A 14,849-nucleotide genomic window follows, 5' to 3' on the forward strand; every position below is an offset into this window, starting at 1 on the left:
TTTGGCGATCATAGATTCCGGACAGCGATCAGGATGCCGATGAAGGTCACGGCGATGATCCAGACCGCCACGGTGCGCCAGCGGTTCTTGCGGCCCTCGCTGCGCCCCATCGCGGCGATGCTCTCCGGCGAGAGCCTTAACCCTTCCCGCGTCATGGTCTCCAGCTGCTCGAGCACCGCGACCGAGCGCTGCGCGATATCGGGCAGGCGCATCAGCACCTTGGCGAGATCGCCACCGCCGGCGAGCGCGCCCTGCACGCGGCCAACAGGTCCGAGATTGCGCTCGATCCATTCGCGCACCACGGGATCGGCGACCTTCCAGATGTCGAGCCTGGGATCGAAGCCACGCGCCACGCCTTCGACCACCACCATGGTCTTCTGCAGCAGGATCAGCTCGGGCCGCGTCGTCATGTCGAACAGGCCGGTGACCTCGAGCAGCAGCGTCAATAGCCGCGCCATCGAGATTTCCTCGGCGGTGCGGTTGTGAATGGGCTCGCCGATGGCGCGGATGGCCTGCGCGAAGTTCTCGACCGAGTGATGCGAGGGGACGTAGCCCGCCTCGAAATGCACTTCGGCGACGCGGCGATAGTCGCGGGTGATGAACCCCAGCAGGATTTCAGCGAGGAAGCGTCGCTCCTTCATGCCGAGCCGGCCCATGATGCCGAAATCGACCGCCACGAGGCGGCCGGCATCGTCCAGGAACAGATTGCCCGGATGCATGTCGGCGTGGAAGAAGCCGTCGCGCAGCGCGTGGCGCAGGAAACTCTGGATCACCTTGCGGCCGAGATCGGGCAGATCGACCTGTGCTTCTTCCAGGCGCTTGTGATCGTTCAGCGCGATGCCGTCGATCCACTCCATCGTCAGCACGTTGTGCGTGGTGCGATCCCAGTCGACCTCGGGCACGCGGAAATCAGGATCGTCGCGCGTGTTCTCCGCCATCTCCGACAGCGCGGCAGCTTCGAGGCGCAGGTCCATCTCCATCGCGACCGAGCGCGACATGGTGTTGATGACCTCGACGAGCCGCAGCCGCCGCGCCTCGGCGGAATAAGCCTCGGCCTTGTGCGCGACATAGAAGAAATCGGAGAGATCGCGGCGGAAGCGGGCGGACACGTTCGGCCTGAGCACCTTGACCGCGACAGGCTTGCGGATGCCGTCGCGCATCACCTCGCCACGATGCACCTGTGCGATCGACGCGGCCGCTACGGGCGCACTGAGACTGACGAAGACATCGTTCAGCGGCCGTTCCAGCGACGTTGCGATGGCGGCTTCGGCTTCCGCTTGCGAAAACGGCGGCAGGCGGTCTTGCAGGCTTTCGAGATCATGCGCCATCACGACGCCGACGACGTCGGGTCGCGTCGCCAGGAATTGCCCGAGCTTGAGATAGGCCGGGCCCATCCGGGTCAGGGCGCGCGACAGCCGCGGACCATGCTTCGGACCGCGCCGCTCGACGAGGCGCGCAAGCTTCAGCGCAAGCTGGCCGGGCGGCGGCACCAGGCTCGGATCGACGGAGCCGAACACGCCTTCGCGCGCAAAAACGAACGCGGCGCGGATCAGGCGCGAAATGTGGGTGATGGCAGAGATCACAAACGCCAGCCCGAATGCAGTGCGACGATGCCGCCGGTCAGGGTTTGAAAGCTCACGCGCGAGAAGCCGGCGGCGCGGATCATGTAGGCGAAGGCGTTCGGCTTCGGAAACTTGCGGATCGATTCGACGAGATATCGGTAGGATTCGGCATCGCCCGTGACCATGCGGCCGAGCGGCGGGATCACCTTGAACGAGAACAGATCATAGAGCTTGTCGAGGCCGGGCATCTCCACAGTGGAGAATTCCAGGCACAGGAAGCGGCTCCCGGGCTTGAGCACGCGATAGGCCTCGCGCAGCGCCTTGTCGATTTGAGGGACGTTGCGAATGCCGAAAGCGATCGTATATGCGTCAAAGCTGCGGTCGGCGAAGGCGAGCGCTTCGGCGTTGCCTTCGACGAAATCGACCTGCGTCCCGAGATGGCGCTTGGCGGCACGCTCGCGGCCCACCGCCAGCATGTCGGAATTGATGTCGCAGACGGTGGCGTGGAAGCCCGCGCCTGCCGCCTTGGCGGCGCGGAACGAGATGTCGCCGGTGCCGCCGGCGACGTCGAGCAACGCAAAAGCCCGGTCGCCGCGGGGCGGGGCCAGCGTGTTGATCATGATGTCCTTCCAGACCCGGTGCAGGCCGCCGGACATCAAATCGTTCATCAAATCATAGCGGGACGCCACGCTGTGAAACACATCGTTTACCAGCGTCTGCTTGTCCCCCAGGGGAACGTCCTTGAAGCCAAAATGCGTGGTTTCGCCCGGCCGATCCATTAGTCTACTCCACTGGGCGGACCATAGCCCGCCCGCCGCAATGGCGCTATCACACCGCCCTCATAAGGTGAATGCCTGACCATGCCTGAATTGCCCGAAGTCGAAACCGTTCGCCGCGGCCTTCAGCCGGTCATGGAGGGCGCGAAGATCGTGGCGGCCGAGGCCCGCCGGCCGGATCTCCGCTTTCCGTTCCAGCCCGATTTCGTCGCCCGGCTCCAGGGACAGATCGTCACGGGGCTCGGCCGCCGCGCAAAATATCTCATGGCCGATCTCGCCTCCGGCGACGTGCTGCTGATGCATCTGGGCATGTCGGGCTCGTTTCGCGTCATCAAGCCCGACAACGAGGCTGTATCAGGCGAGTTTCACTATCCGAGGGGCAAAGACTCCGCGCACGACCACGTGCTGTTTCGGATGTCCTCGGGCGCCGACATTATTTTCAACGATCCGCGCCGCTTCGGTTACATGAAAGTGATCGCGCGCAATGCGCTCGAGGAAGAGCCGCTGTTGCGCGGGCTCGGCCCCGAGCCGCTCGGCAACGAATTCGACGCGGCGATGCTGGCGCGCGCCTGCCGGGACAAGGCCACCAGCCTGAAGGCAGCACTGCTCGACCAGCGCGTTGTCGCGGGCCTCGGCAACATCTATGTCTGCGAAGCCCTGCACCGCTCGCATCTGTCGCCGCGCCGGATCGCCGCGACGCTGTCGACCAGGGCCGGACAACGCAAGGGCGTTGCCGGGGGCGAGCCGACGGATCATGCCGAGCGACTGGTCCGCGCCATCCACACCGTGCTGAACGATGCGATCAAGGCCGGCGGCTCGTCACTGCGCGACCACCGCCAGACCTCGGGCGAGCTCGGCTATTTCCAGCATTCCTTCAAGGTCTATGACCGCGAGGGCGAGACATGCACCACGCCGCGCTGCGGCGGCACGATCAAGCGGTTCACCCAGAACGGCCGGTCGACCTTCTGGTGTTCGAAGTGTCAGAAGTAGCAGGCCATGCAGACGCCGCAGCTCGAGACCGAACGGCTGATCCTACGTCCGCTCGCGTCGTCCGACGCGCCTGCGATCCAGCGCCATTTCGACAATTGGAACATCATCCGGCATCTCTCGACCGTCGTGCCCTGGCCTTACCCAGCTGACGGGGCGAAGGCCTTCATCAAGCTGCAGCTCGACAAGGTCTCGGCCGGCGAGGAGATTCATCTCTGGGTGCTGGTGTTGAAGGGCGGCGACGGCGAGGCGATCGGCAACATACACCTGCGGCCCGGCGCCGAAGGGTTGAAAGGCAATCGCGGCTTCTGGCTGGCCGAGCCCTACTGGCGGCGCGGCTTGATGACGGAGGCGATCGCCGCGGTGAACGATTTCGCCTTCCTCACCCTCGGCCTCGATCATTTCTACGTCTGCAACGCCGCCACCAACCAAGCCTCGCGCCGGGTCAAGCAGAAGACCGGCGCGGAGTTCGTCGGCTTCATCGAGCTGCCGCATCACGGCGGACAGTCGAGATCCGAGCGTTGGATCGTGCGGCGTGAGGCTTGGTTGCGCGGCAGGGTGTGAGGCCCGGCCCAGAGCTGGACGAAATTCGACATGAACGAAGCCGTTTTCGTCGCACGGCCGTTTTCGCACGAGGAGACAAATGCCTGCATGTCGCCACCGGCCGCCATGGCTCGGAAGCGCGTCTACTGTGCATGGGGTTGTTTTCAAAAAACGCGAAGCGAAGCGATCCGGCCGGGCTGCCGGCCGGATGGCTTCGTCGCCCAGGCGTTCACCGGACAGCGAAGAGCCCTCTCCCGGCCAGAGCGATCGCCCCGCTCAGGAGGGAAGAACGCTGGTCTCGTCGGCCGAAAGCTCGCCGGCCGCATGCAGCATTCCGCCGGCCGCCGACAGACCCTGATCGATCGGGAGATGGCCGGCGGAAAGATCGAGGCGCGCCTCGATCCAGCGCCACAGGCCGCGGATCTCCTCGGTCGACTTGCCGTTCGGCGCGAACTCTCTGACGGCGAGGCCGGAGGCGAGCGAGTCCTGGTGGTCGTTGCGCATCGCGATCAGCGGACGTGCGAGCACCTCAGTGAGATCGAGCGCGGCTTCCTCGGCGAGCGTGTTGGCGGCGTTGTCGATGCGCTGGCCGCGGATCGGCGTCTGGTTCAGCACGAAGCTGAAGGGGCGCCTCCAGGCGCGCGCGACGCTGACGGTGGAGACGGTCGCCTCGATGTCGGCGACGCTCGGGCGTGCCGGGATGAGGCAGAGATCGGAATGGCGGATCGCGGCGGTGGTCGCGGCGGAAAGGCCGGCCGCGGTGTCGACGATCGCGAGCTGCAGGCCACTTTCGGCCAGCATCTTCAGCCGCGGTGCGAAATCGGCGGCGTGATAGATCGGCTCGACGACGACATCGTCATTGTTGCGGCGGCGCTGCCAGCTGGAGAGGGTGCCCTGCGGATCGGTCTCGATCAGGCGGACCGTGAAGCCGGCCTGCTTGGCCGCCAGCGCAAGGCCGATGGCAAGCGTGCTCTTGCCGCTACCACCCTTGTTGGGTGGCCAGTACGATCGTGTGCATGGAAAATCGAATCCTTTGGAGTGCTTGGGTCTTAAAAGGGTAACGCCACGCGAACGTGCATCGAATTTCGATGCTGAGCTCTTCTCGCTCAGGACGTGCCCTGCCCGATCCAAAGGGGACCGCGGATGTCCGAATCAACTGATACGATGATGGCAGAATCGGGAATGCCGGCTAATCCGTACCAATACTGGACCGGTAATTGCGCCTGTGGTGGCGCTCAACCTACTTTCGCACGCAGATGACGCGCACCACGGCGGCCTTTGCATCCCTCGAGGTGCCGTTTGCGGTGACCGCGTTCGCCTTCAGGAAATCGCGCACCGTGTCCGCGGACACCATCACCGCTTGTGACGCGGGCGCGGCGGTCGCAGGACCTGCGACCATCGCCGGCTTCAACAGCGCGACGCCGGCGAACTTGCCGTCGCCGTCAATGGCCGGGCTGCCGGAGAAGCCGACGGCCGGCGGTGGAGACAGCGCGGAATCGCTGGATGTCACCTGCGCCAGCGCGCTTGTGATGCTCGACACGCCGGCTGCGCCGCCTTGGTTTTGCGGATCGGCGATGCCGACGACATCGACAACGGTGTTCGCCGCGCCGCCGGCGAGGCTGAGCGGCGTCAGGCGGCGGGCGCCATAGATGTGCAGCAGCGCGAGATCGTGCTCCTTGTCCTCGGCGATGCGGTCGGCATTGCCGTAGCCGCCGATGGTGATGGCGAGACAGGAATCGGTGACGAGACGATCCGCCAGAATCGCGCCGTCGTCGCTGACGACGACGCCGGTGCCGTATTCGACGGCCTTGCGTGGCGGCGGTCCGGCTTGTGGGCCCGATGGAAACGCGTTGAACGCGCTCGACATCGCGATCACGACCGGCTCGACCGTGTTCTCGGTCGCCTGGTCGTACAGGATCGTCATGATGCGGACTTCGTCGCCCTTGAAGGTGCCGCGCACATAAAACTTCTTCAGGCCCTGCAACCCCGACAGCACGAAGAAGTCGGGCTTCACCACGGTGTAGTCGACCTTGCGGCCGGCCGGCTCCTTCTTCTCGGTTTCGGCGAGCTTTGCCGTGGACGGGTTCGCCTCCTTGTGGCGGCTCAGCAGCACCTGCACCGTGCCGGTCGGCGAGGTCCATTTCGAGCCGTTGGCGTCGGTGACCTGCTGCGGCACCAGTTTGGAGGGGATGCCGAGCCGCGCGCCGCTCGTCATCTCTGTCACGATTTTCCAGCCGACGCTGTCCTGCTTGCGCCGCGCCGTTTCGGCGAGCGCCGCGCGCTCCTGCGGATTGAGCACGCCGGTCGGCTTGCCGCCCTTGGCCTTCTGGTACTCCTTGATGGCGTCGACCATGCGTGAGCTGACATCGCCAGTAATGGCGCCGTTATATTCGCCGACCCAGGCGAGGTCGGATTGCAGCGACAGCCGCTCGGCCTGCGCCATCGCGTCGGCCGTTTCCGCCGGCGTTTGCAGGGCGGGCGGCTTGATCGGAACGGTCTGGACGACCTTCGGCCTGGTGCCGGGGAGTTGTGGCGCCGTCATCTGGGCGCTGGCGCCTGTGGCAGATGCCAACATCAGTGTTGCCGCAAGCATCGATCTCATGACAAATCCAGTCGGCCCATTGAACGCGCTGCGATTGAAGGACATCTCGTTGGTCGCGAACAATGTTGGGGTGGTTCAGGAGTAAGAGAAGGTGCTGAGCCCGGACGAACTCGAACGCTATGCCCGCCATATCGTGCTGCGCGATGTCGGCGGCCCCGGCCAGGCCGCGCTGAAGCGGGCCTCGGTGCTGGTGATCGGCGCCGGCGGTCTCGGCGCGCCTGCTCTGATGTATCTGGCCGCCGCCGGCGTCGGAACGCTTGGCGTGGTCGATGACGACGTGGTGTCGCTGTCCAACCTTCAGCGCCAGGTGATCCACACGACACCTGATATCGGCCGGCACAAGGTCGAGAGCGCGGCCGAGCGGATCGCGGCGCTCAATCCGCATGTCCGCTTCGTCGGCCACGCCACCTGGCTCAATGCCGACAATGCGCTGAGCCTGATCGGCGACTACGATCTCGTGCTCGATGGGTCCGACAATTTCTCGACGCGCTATCTGGCCTCCGACGCCTGCTTCTTCGCGAAACGGCCGCTGATCACGGCGGCGCTCGGCACCTTCGATGGTTCACTCACCACCATCCGTGCGCATGAAAAGGACGAACAGGGCGAATTCAATCCGACCTATCGTTGCCTGTTTCCGGAAGCGCCGCCGCCGGGTGCCGTGCCGGCCTGCGCGGAGGCCGGCGTCATGGGCGCGCTTGCCGGCGTGATGGGATCGATGATGGCGCTGGAGGCGATCCGCGAGATCGTCGGTTTCGGCGACGGCCTGGTCGGCCGCCTCCTGATGATCGACGCACGCGCGATGCGCTTCGAGACGCTGCGTTACGCGCGCGATCCGGCCAATCCGCTCAACGGCGATGGGCCGGTGATGTCAGATCTCACGGCCCATCGCACCTGAGCGCGACAGGTCTTTGCGCACCCTCAGAGCATGCTCGGCAGCACGCGATCCGGCGGCTTGTGGGCGTCGAGGAAGGTGCGGATATTGATGATCACTTTCTCGCCCATCTCGACGCGGCCTTCGATCGTGGCCGAGCCCATGTGCGGCATCAGCGTCACCTTGCCGGCTTTCGCAAGCCGCACCAGCTTTGGGTTGACCGCAGGCTCGTGCTCGTAGACGTCGAGGCCGGCACCGCCGATCTCGCCGCCTTCGATCAGCTTGATCAGCGTGTCTTCGTCCGTCACGCCGCCGCGCGCCGTGTTGACGATGTAGGCGTCTTTCCGGATCAGCTTCAGCCGACGCGCCGAGAGCAGATGATAGGTCGCCGGCGTGTGCGGACAGTTCACCGAGATGATGTCCATCCGCGCCAGCATCTGGTCGAGGCTTTCCCAGTAGGTCGCCCCAAGCTCTTCGGCGATGACGGGCGCCACGGGACGGCGGTTATGATAGTGGATCTGCAGGCCGAAGGCGCGGGCGCGGCGCGCGACCGCCTGGCCGATGCGGCCCATGCCGATGATGCCGAGGCGTTTGCCGCCAATGCGGTGGCCGAGCATCCAGGTCGGCGACCATCCCGCCCAGGGTTTTCCCTCCGTCAGCACCATGGCGCCTTCGATCATCCGGCGCGGCACGGCCAGGATCAGCGCCATGGTCATGTCGGCCGTGTCTTCGGTCAGGACTTTCGGCGTGTTGGTGACGGTGATGCCGCGAGCATGCGCGGCCTCGACGTCGATATTGTCCACGCCGTTGCCGAAATTGGCGATGAGGCGGAGCTTGCAGTCGGGTTGATTGACGATCTCGGCGCCGATGTGGTCGGTAACAGTCGGAACCAGGATGTCGGCGGTGCGTGCGGCTTCGGCGATCTGCTCGGCCGACATTGGTGTGTCGTCGAGATTGATGCGTGCGTCGAACAGCTCGCGCATCCGGGTCTCGATCGAGTCCGGCAGCTTGCGCGTCACCACGACGAGGGGCTTTTTCTTCACCGACATGTCCTGCCCTCATGAGGCGTTGCAGGCCGCCTCTGTCGCCAAAGGCCGGCCGTTGAGGCCTCATTAACCCGGTTGTTCGACACTGTCCTGGCCGTGTCGTCCCCGGCGTTTCCTTCAAGCCGTCCCCTACTTTCCGGCGGGAAAATCGGGGCAAACTGGTTGTTCAGATGTCCGTCCTCTCTAGCAGAAGGCCGGGCCAAGACAAGTTGGCTTAGGGAACACCCGCGTGGGCGGGAGGGAATTGCGCGGCAGGTTTTGGAATTCGGGGTGAGGACCTGGTTTAGCCGGTTCCTCGACGGGAGACAGGTTGATGGCGTTGGGGCGTTTTTGTTCGGTGATGGCGCTCGTTTGCACCTGGTGGAGCGCCTCGGTCGGCCCCGGGCATTCGGCGAAGGACGCCGCGACGCCCCAGACCGCCAGCGGCCTGCCGGTGCCGCGCTATGTCAGCCTCAAATCGGATCACGTGAATGTCCGGGCCGGTCCAACCAAGGACAATGACGTGGCGTGGGTCTATACCCGCGCAGGCCTGCCGGTCGAAATTACCGCCGAGTTCGAGAACTGGCGCCGGGTGCGCGATTCCGAAGGTGCCGAAGGCTGGGTCTATCATTCGCTGCTGTCGGGTCGTCGCACTGCGGTCGTCACCATGAAGCACAAGGACGAGCTCGCGCCGATCTATGACCGCGCCGATGCCGACAGTGCAGTGGCCGCAAAGCTCCAGGCCGGCGTCGTCACGCAGGTGAAAAAGTGCACCACCAGCTGGTGCCACGTCACCGGCAACGGCTTTGACGGCTGGATCCAGCAGGAGCGCCTGTGGGGCGTCTATGCGGACGAGCAGGTGAATTGACGGCCTGAAACGACAATGGCCGGGCATGGGCGAGCGCAGCTCGTCCTTCGGACCGCTTTGGTCCGGCCATCACGATCTCAGATTTCGGCGAATCTCAGCGCTTCTTGCGCAGGCGGACGACCATGTCGATACGCGCGATCTCGTAACCATCAGGCACCTCCGGCATCTTGGACAGCGCCAGATGCGGATCCTCGATATCGACCAGCTCATGGCTGTTCTCGAGGTAGTAATGGTGGTGGGTGGTGACGTTGGTGTCGAAATAGGTCTTGGTGCCATCGACACTGACCTGGCGCAGCAGGCCGGCATCGGTCAGCTGGTTCAGGGTGTTGTAGACGGTCGCGAGCGAGACCGGGACCTTGGCCAGCGTCGCTTCCTCGTAGAGCATTTCAGCCGTGAGGTGGCGTGCACCCTTGCCGAACAGCAGCCAGCCCAAAGCCATGCGCTGGCGCGTCGGGCGCAGGCCGGCAGACTGCAGCATTTCATTGACGTCGTGCCAGGGGCAGCCGGTCAGGGCCGGCTGACGGCCCGCCAGAAGGGCCGCATGGGCGTCTTCGTCGTGATGGATCGCGTTGTTTTCGCTCATTTCCAGAATTCGGGCACGCGTGAACACTATCTGTCCGCAATATATGGACAGATAGATGCAGATGCAAGTTTCTCGCAACTAGAGCGGTTCTAACCCGAGGGGAACCGCTCGTACCTGCCGTCATTCTACCTTCATGGGACGGCTTTGCTACCCGAAAAGGCCTGTGTTAGAGAGCGCGCGGTTCCGCCTAACCGATTTGGCGCAGCCAGGTTTTGGGTGTCCGGCCACCGGTCGATCCGGCTCTCGGGACTGGCGCCTCGGCAATTGGTGTTGCCTCCAGGCAGCACGGGGCTCATTTTGCCAGAAACGCCACGCGATCGGGGTTAGAACAGAGGCTTCCGCATGCTGAACAGGCGCAACGGTTACGACTACGAGGATTTGCTGGCGTGTGCTCGCGGCGAGATGTTCGGGCCGGGCAATGCTCAGCTGCCGCTGCCGCCGATGCTCATGTTCGACCGCATCACGGAAATCAACGACAATGGCGGCGAGTTCGGCAAGGGCGTGGTGCGCGCCGAGCTCGACGTGAAACCCGACCTCTGGTTCTTCGGCTGCCACTTCAAGAACGATCCCGTCATGCCCGGCTGCCTCGGCCTCGACGCGTTGTGGCAAATGGTCGGATTCTATCTGGGCTGGACCGGAGGCGAAGGTCGAGGCCGTGCACTCGGTTTGAACGAATTAAAGTTCAGCGGCCAGGTGCTGCCTGAGGCCCGCAAGGTTGTGTACAACGTCGATATCAAGCGCGTGATGCGCTCAAAGCTCGTGCTCGGCATCGCCGATGGATGGCTTTCGGTCGATGACCAGATTATTTATCGCGCGAAGGATCTGAAGGTCGGCCTGTTCAAGCAGGGCACGAGCCTGGGCTAACGCGCATCACCAAGAAGACAACGATAGAGGCGAGGGTGTCATGAGGCGGGTTGTGGTCACCGGGATGGGTATCGTCTCGTCGATCGGAAACAACACCCAGGAAGTGCTTGCGAGCCTTCACGAGGCGAAGTCCGGGATTTCACGAGCCGAGAAATATGCCGAGCTTGGCTTCCGTTCGCAGGTGCAAGGTGCGCCGACGCTCGATCCCTCGACAGTGGTCGACCGCCGCGCGATGCGCTTCCTCGGTCAGGGCGCCGCGTGGAATCATGTCGCGATGGAGCAGGCGATTCAGGACTCTGGTCTGTCGCCCGACGAGGTCTCCAACATCCGCACCGGCATCATCATGGGTTCCGGTGGCCCTTCGGCGCGTACCATCGTCGAAGCCGCTGACATCACCCGCACCAAGGGGCCGAAGCGCGTCGGTCCCTTTGCCGTGCCGAAGGCGATGTCGTCCACCGCGTCGGCGACGCTCGCGACCTGGTTCAAGATCAAGGGCGTGAACTATTCGATCTCCTCGGCCTGTGCGACGTCGAACCATTGCGTCGGCAACGCCTATGAAACGATCCAGATCGGCAAGCAGGACGTGATCTTCGCCGGCGGGTGCGAAGAGCTCGACTGGTCGCTGTCGGTGCTGTTCGACGCCATGGGCGCGATGTCCTCGAAGTATAACGACACGCCCGCCACCGCCTCGCGTCCCTACGACCTCAACCGCGACGGCTTCGTCATTGCCGGCGGCGCCGGGGTGCTGGTGCTGGAAGAGTTCGAGCATGCCAAGGCGCGCGGCGCACGCATCTACGGCGAGATCGTCGGCTATGGCGCGACCTCGGACGGCTACGACATGGTCGCGCCGTCGGGCGAAGGCGCCGAGCGCTGCATGCGCATGGCGATGTCGACGGTGAAGACCAAGGTCGACTACATCAATCCGCACGCCACCTCGACGCCGGCCGGCGATCCGCCTGAGATCGACGCGCTGCGTCGGGTATTCGGCGCCGGCGAAAAGTGTCCGCCGATCTCGGCGACCAAGGCGCTGACCGGCCACTCGCTGGGCGCCACCGGCGTGCAGGAGGCCATATACTCCCTGCTGATGATGAACAACGGCTTCATCTGCGAGAGCGCGCACATCCAGGAGCTCGATCCCGTGTTCGCGGACATGCCGATCGTGCGCAAGCGCATCGACAACGTCAAGATTGGCACCGTTCTGTCGAACTCGTTCGGCTTCGGCGGCACCAACGCCACGCTGGTGTTCAGCCGGATGGACGTGTGACGGCGTCGTTGTCGCATCGTAGATTTTCTCGTCATAGCCGGCAAAAGCGCGAAGCGCGTCTTCGCGCTTTTGCTTGGGCATGCCGAAAGCGGAGGTGATCCCGAGATGGAAGGTTTGATGAAAGGCAAGCGCGGTCTGGTCATGGGCATCGCCAATGATCATTCGATCGCCTGGGGCATGGCGAAGACGCTGCATGCTCACGGCGCCGAGCTTGCCTTCACCTTCCAGGGCGAGGCCCTCGGCAAGCGCGTCAAGCCGCTCGCGGAATCGCTCGGCGTGGAATTGGTGCTGCCTTGTGACGTCGAGGACATTGCCGGCGTCGATGCGACGTTCGACGTCTTGCGTGAAAAATGGGGCAAGCTCGATTTCGTCATCCACGCCATCGGCTTTGCAGACAAGAACGAGCTGAAGGGTCGCTACGCCGACACCAGCCGCGAGAATTTCTCGCGCACCATGGTGATCTCCTGCTTCTCGTTCACGGAGGTCGCAAAGCGCGCGGCCGAGCTGATGACGGACGGCGGCAGCATGATCACGCTGACCTTCGGCGCCTCGGAACGCTCGATGCCGAATTACAACGTGATGGGCGTGGCCAAGGCGGCGCTGGAAGCGTCGGTGCGCTATCTGGCCTCCGATTTCGGGCCCCGCGGCATCCGCGTCAACGCGATCTCCGCGGGCCCCATCCGTACGCTCGCCGGTTCCGGCATCGGCGAAGCGCGCGCGATGTTCGCGTTCATGCAGAAGCATTCGCCGCTGCGCCGCGGCGTCACGCTCGACGAACTCGGCGGCTCGGCGCTGTATCTGCTGTCTGATCTCTCGGGCGGCGTGACCGGCGAGATCCATTATGTCGATTCCGGCTACAACATCGTGCTGATGCCGCGGCCGGACGATTTGAAGGCGGAAGGTTAACCCGCCGCGATCGTCTCCGCGCGCTGGAAGGCGGGCCGCGCCATGCAACGCGCGATATAGGCGTCGAAGGCCGGCCGCGTCGGCACCATCTTGAACAGGCGCACCGCGAAATTCAGCCCCGATCCGATCGTGACGTCGGCGGCGGAAAATTCCTCTCCGAGAATCCAGGGCCCCTTTTCGAGCGCGGCCTCCAGGACATCGAACACTTGCGTCGCACTGCCCCAGGCCGCAGTCGAGGTCGGCACCTCGATCTTGGTGAAGATCTGGATGATCGCCGGCTCGATGCAGCTGGGCGAGAAGAACAGCCATTGCAGATAGCGCGCGCGGCGCGGATCGGTGATTGCGGGCGCGAGCTTCGTCTCGGGGTAACGGTCGGCGATATAGGCGCAGATCGCGGCGGCCTCGCCAAGCGCGGCTTCGCCGTCGGCGAGCGCCGGCACCTTGCCCATCGGATTGACCTTCAAATAATCCGGGGCCTTCTGCGCACCCGTCGAAATGTCGGTCAGCACCCGCTCGTAGGGCAGGCCGCTCTCTTCCATCAGCCAGAGCGTCGAGAACGAACGCGAGCGGGGCGACCAATAGAGCTTGATCATGGGAGCGGGCCTTTCCTCTTCCACCGGTAGCACTTCATCATGAACCCGTTCGACGGCTCGACCTCTTCGTTCTCGAACACAAAGCCTTCGCGCTCGTACCAGCGCCAGGCCTTTTCGTTCTCGCGGACGCAGCGCAGATACATCTCGTCGGGCAATTGCGTGCGCGTGAAGGCAAGCAGTTTTCGTCCGAGCGATTGTCCCTGATAGACCGGCCCGACGAACAGCATGTCGAGATAGAGCTTCGGCAGATGCAGCGCGAGCATCGCGGCGATGGTGCCGTGATCGTCGGCGACGAACAGGCTCCAACCGTTTTCGATCTCGCGCCGGATGCGCGCACGCAAATTGGCCAGCAGGAATTGGCTGGCCTCGGCGAGCCCGGTCGAGACCCAGCTTTCCATCCAGACGCGGCCGATCTCGTCATATTCCTCACTGCGGGCGGGGCGGATGATCGGATCCGACATCGTGGTCTCTCAAGCCTTCTGGCTGCGCACGGCGTGGCGCGGGCGTGCCTTGCCGGCCGACAGGCATACGACTTCGGAGATTTGCAGCAGCTGGCGGGCCAGCGGGCTGGTCTTGCGCCAGACCATGCCGATGGTGCGCGACGGTTCGGGGTCGCGGAAGCGCGACAGCGAGACCGAGGCCGATCGCGTCTCCACCGACACCGCCATCTCGGGAATAAGCGTAACGCCGATGCCGGCGCTGACCATCTGGACCAGCGTCGACAGCGAATTCGCATCCAGCATCTCGCGCGGCGGCGCCGACTGCATGTTGCAGAACGACAGCGCCTGGTCGCGGAAGCAATGGCCTTCTTCGAGCAGCAACAGCCGCATCTCACGCATCATCTCGCGTGATGGCGCCGGCGTGCCGGCATCCGTGCCCGGCCGCACCAGCAGGAATTTCTCCTCGAACAGGGCGACCTCGGTGAGCGAGGGTTCGGAGACCGGCAGCGCGACGATCGCGGTATCGAGCCGGCCTTCCAACAGTTCCTGGATCAGCCGCGGCGTCATGGTCTCGCGCACCCGGATGTCGAGCTCCGGATGCATGCGCGTGAGGTTCTTGGTGATCTTGGGCAGGAGATACGGCGCGATGGTCGGGATCATGCCGATGCGCAGCCGGCCCGCAAAACGGTCCTGCGAGGCGCGGGCAAAGTCGCCGAGCTCATCGACCGAGCGCAGGATATCGCGGACGCGCTGGGCGAGCTCCTCGCCGAACCGGGTCAGCGCCACCTGGCGCGCGCTGCGCTCCAGCAGCAGCCCGCCGAGCGCCTCCTCCAATTCCTTGATCTGCATCGACAGCGCCGGCTGCGAGATGGAACAAGCCTCCGCGGCGCGGCCGAAATGGCCATGGCGCGCCAATGCGTCGAAATATCGCAGCTGGCGCAGCGTCAGATTGATCATCAGAAAAA

15 protein-coding genes and 1 pseudogene are annotated in these 14,849 nt (G+C 64.5%); 7 read left to right on the forward strand and 9 right to left on the reverse strand.

Going from position 1 to position 14,849, the window contains the following annotated elements; genetic code table 11:
* Positions 1-8 precede the first annotated feature (8 nt).
* Both ubiB and ubiE read right to left on the reverse strand, forming a co-directional pair.
* Complete coding sequence (gene ubiB, locus ACVIIW_RS10050; RefSeq protein WP_456700591.1) at positions 9-1,583, reverse strand: 2-polyprenylphenol 6-hydroxylase; 1,575 nt, start codon at positions 1,581-1,583, stop codon at positions 9-11.
* The gene (ubiE, locus tag ACVIIW_RS10055) at positions 1,580-2,341 is read right to left on the reverse strand and encodes a bifunctional demethylmenaquinone methyltransferase/2-methoxy-6-polyprenyl-1,4-benzoquinol methylase UbiE (RefSeq protein ID WP_456700592.1); all 762 of its coding nucleotides are present in this window, start codon (positions 2,339-2,341) and stop codon (positions 1,580-1,582) included. Before ubiE ends, ubiB begins: the two co-directional genes overlap by 4 nt.
* A gap of 81 nt (positions 2,342-2,422) precedes the next feature.
* Here ubiE and mutM point away from each other — a divergent pair, with 81 nt between their 5' ends.
* Positions 2,423-3,328 carry a bifunctional DNA-formamidopyrimidine glycosylase/DNA-(apurinic or apyrimidinic site) lyase gene (mutM, locus tag ACVIIW_RS10060; protein ID WP_456700593.1) on the forward strand — a complete coding sequence of 302 codons (906 nt, stop codon included), beginning with the start codon at positions 2,423-2,425 and terminating at the stop codon, positions 3,326-3,328.
* A 6-nt stretch (positions 3,329-3,334) separates the two neighbouring features.
* Positions 3,335-3,889 (forward strand): GNAT family N-acetyltransferase, encoded by a 555-nt coding sequence (locus ACVIIW_RS10065; protein WP_456700594.1) that lies wholly within the window; start codon positions 3,335-3,337, stop codon positions 3,887-3,889.
* A 255-nt stretch (positions 3,890-4,144) separates the two neighbouring features.
* Here the strand turns inward: ACVIIW_RS10065 and ACVIIW_RS10070 are convergent.
* Together ACVIIW_RS10070 and ACVIIW_RS10075 are read right to left on the reverse strand one after the other, a co-directional pair.
* Positions 4,145-4,886: pseudogene (locus tag ACVIIW_RS10070) on the reverse strand (nucleotide-binding protein).
* Between the two features lie 222 nt (positions 4,887-5,108).
* Positions 5,109-6,470 carry a serine protease gene (locus tag ACVIIW_RS10075; protein WP_456700595.1) on the reverse strand — a complete coding sequence of 454 codons (1,362 nt, stop codon included), beginning with the start codon at positions 6,468-6,470 and terminating at the stop codon, positions 5,109-5,111.
* A 91-nt stretch (positions 6,471-6,561) separates the two neighbouring features.
* Between ACVIIW_RS10075 and ACVIIW_RS10080 the strand changes: the two genes are divergently transcribed.
* Positions 6,562-7,365 carry a HesA/MoeB/ThiF family protein gene (locus ACVIIW_RS10080; protein WP_456700596.1) on the forward strand — a complete coding sequence of 268 codons (804 nt, stop codon included), beginning with the start codon at positions 6,562-6,564 and terminating at the stop codon, positions 7,363-7,365.
* 23 nt (positions 7,366-7,388) lie between these two features.
* Here ACVIIW_RS10080 and ACVIIW_RS10085 read toward each other — a convergent pair whose 3' ends face one another.
* On the reverse strand, positions 7,389-8,390 hold the full coding sequence (locus ACVIIW_RS10085; RefSeq protein WP_092236756.1) for a 2-hydroxyacid dehydrogenase: 1,002 nt from the start codon (positions 8,388-8,390) through the stop codon (positions 7,389-7,391).
* A 310-nt stretch (positions 8,391-8,700) separates the two neighbouring features.
* Between ACVIIW_RS10085 and ACVIIW_RS10090 the strand changes: the two genes are divergently transcribed.
* The gene (locus tag ACVIIW_RS10090) at positions 8,701-9,234 is read left to right on the forward strand and encodes an SH3 domain-containing protein (protein ID WP_456700597.1); all 534 of its coding nucleotides are present in this window, start codon (positions 8,701-8,703) and stop codon (positions 9,232-9,234) included.
* Positions 9,235-9,328: 94 nt separating this feature from the next.
* Here the strand turns inward: ACVIIW_RS10090 and irrA are convergent, their stop codons facing one another.
* Positions 9,329-9,817, reverse strand: coding sequence for an iron response transcriptional regulator IrrA (gene irrA / locus ACVIIW_RS10095; protein WP_456700598.1), 489 nt, complete (start codon positions 9,815-9,817; stop codon positions 9,329-9,331).
* 342 nt (positions 9,818-10,159) lie between these two features.
* Here irrA and fabA point away from each other — a divergent pair, with 342 nt between their 5' ends.
* From fabA to fabI, 3 genes are all read left to right on the forward strand, one after another.
* Complete coding sequence (gene fabA, locus ACVIIW_RS10100) at positions 10,160-10,681, forward strand: bifunctional 3-hydroxydecanoyl-ACP dehydratase/trans-2-decenoyl-ACP isomerase (protein WP_092236766.1); 522 nt, start codon at positions 10,160-10,162, stop codon at positions 10,679-10,681.
* 40 nt (positions 10,682-10,721) lie between these two features.
* The gene (gene fabB / locus ACVIIW_RS10105) at positions 10,722-11,945 is read left to right on the forward strand and encodes a beta-ketoacyl-ACP synthase I (protein WP_456700599.1); all 1,224 of its coding nucleotides are present in this window, start codon (positions 10,722-10,724) and stop codon (positions 11,943-11,945) included.
* A gap of 105 nt (positions 11,946-12,050) precedes the next feature.
* Positions 12,051-12,851 (forward strand): enoyl-ACP reductase FabI, encoded by an 801-nt coding sequence (gene fabI, locus ACVIIW_RS10110; protein ID WP_456700600.1) that lies wholly within the window; start codon positions 12,051-12,053, stop codon positions 12,849-12,851.
* Here the strand turns inward: fabI and ACVIIW_RS10115 are convergent.
* From ACVIIW_RS10115 to ACVIIW_RS10125, 3 genes are read right to left on the reverse strand one after another with little or no spacing between them, the layout of a single operon-like run.
* Positions 12,848-13,444: a glutathione S-transferase family protein gene (locus tag ACVIIW_RS10115; RefSeq protein ID WP_456700601.1), complete on the reverse strand. Its 597-nt coding sequence runs from the start codon at positions 13,442-13,444 to the stop codon at positions 12,848-12,850. The two genes, fabI and ACVIIW_RS10115, sit on opposite strands and share 4 nt — an antisense overlap.
* Positions 13,441-13,905 (reverse strand): N-acetyltransferase family protein, encoded by a 465-nt coding sequence (locus ACVIIW_RS10120; protein WP_456700602.1) that lies wholly within the window; start codon positions 13,903-13,905, stop codon positions 13,441-13,443. The genes ACVIIW_RS10115 and ACVIIW_RS10120 overlap by 4 nt, the downstream gene beginning before the upstream one ends.
* 9 nt (positions 13,906-13,914) lie before the next feature.
* A complete protein-coding gene (locus tag ACVIIW_RS10125) occupies positions 13,915-14,841 on the reverse strand; it encodes a LysR substrate-binding domain-containing protein (protein WP_456700603.1) in 927 nt (308 codons plus the stop codon).
* Positions 14,842-14,849: the final 8 nt, after the last annotated feature.

This window comes from Bradyrhizobium sp. USDA 4449 (genome assembly GCF_054056275.1).

What these genes read in the sequence shown, in the direction of transcription:
- ACVIIW_RS10065 (WP_456700594.1), top strand. Translation starts at nt 3,335, where the DNA reads ATGCAGACGCCGCAGCTCGAGACCGAACGGCTGATCCTACGTCCGCTC.
- fabA (WP_092236766.1), top strand. Translation starts at nt 10,160, where the DNA reads ATGCTGAACAGGCGCAACGGTTACGACTACGAGGATTTGCTGGCGTGT.
- ACVIIW_RS10075 (WP_456700595.1), bottom strand. Translation starts at nt 6,470, where the DNA reads ATGAGATCGATGCTTGCGGCAACACTGATGTTGGCATCTGCCACAGGC.
- ubiE (WP_456700592.1), bottom strand. Translation starts at nt 2,341, where the DNA reads ATGGATCGGCCGGGCGAAACCACGCATTTTGGCTTCAAGGACGTTCCC.
- ACVIIW_RS10120 (WP_456700602.1), bottom strand. Translation starts at nt 13,905, where the DNA reads ATGTCGGATCCGATCATCCGCCCCGCCCGCAGTGAGGAATATGACGAG.
- fabB (WP_456700599.1), top strand. Translation starts at nt 10,722, where the DNA reads ATGAGGCGGGTTGTGGTCACCGGGATGGGTATCGTCTCGTCGATCGGA.
- ACVIIW_RS10085 (WP_092236756.1), bottom strand. Translation starts at nt 8,390, where the DNA reads ATGTCGGTGAAGAAAAAGCCCCTCGTCGTGGTGACGCGCAAGCTGCCG.
- fabI (WP_456700600.1), top strand. Translation starts at nt 12,051, where the DNA reads ATGGAAGGTTTGATGAAAGGCAAGCGCGGTCTGGTCATGGGCATCGCC.
- ACVIIW_RS10115 (WP_456700601.1), bottom strand. Translation starts at nt 13,444, where the DNA reads ATGATCAAGCTCTATTGGTCGCCCCGCTCGCGTTCGTTCTCGACGCTC.
- mutM (WP_456700593.1), top strand. Translation starts at nt 2,423, where the DNA reads ATGCCTGAATTGCCCGAAGTCGAAACCGTTCGCCGCGGCCTTCAGCCG.
- ACVIIW_RS10090 (WP_456700597.1), top strand. Translation starts at nt 8,701, where the DNA reads ATGGCGTTGGGGCGTTTTTGTTCGGTGATGGCGCTCGTTTGCACCTGG.
- irrA (WP_456700598.1), bottom strand. Translation starts at nt 9,817, where the DNA reads ATGAGCGAAAACAACGCGATCCATCACGACGAAGACGCCCATGCGGCC.
- ACVIIW_RS10125 (WP_456700603.1), bottom strand. Translation starts at nt 14,841, where the DNA reads ATGATCAATCTGACGCTGCGCCAGCTGCGATATTTCGACGCATTGGCG.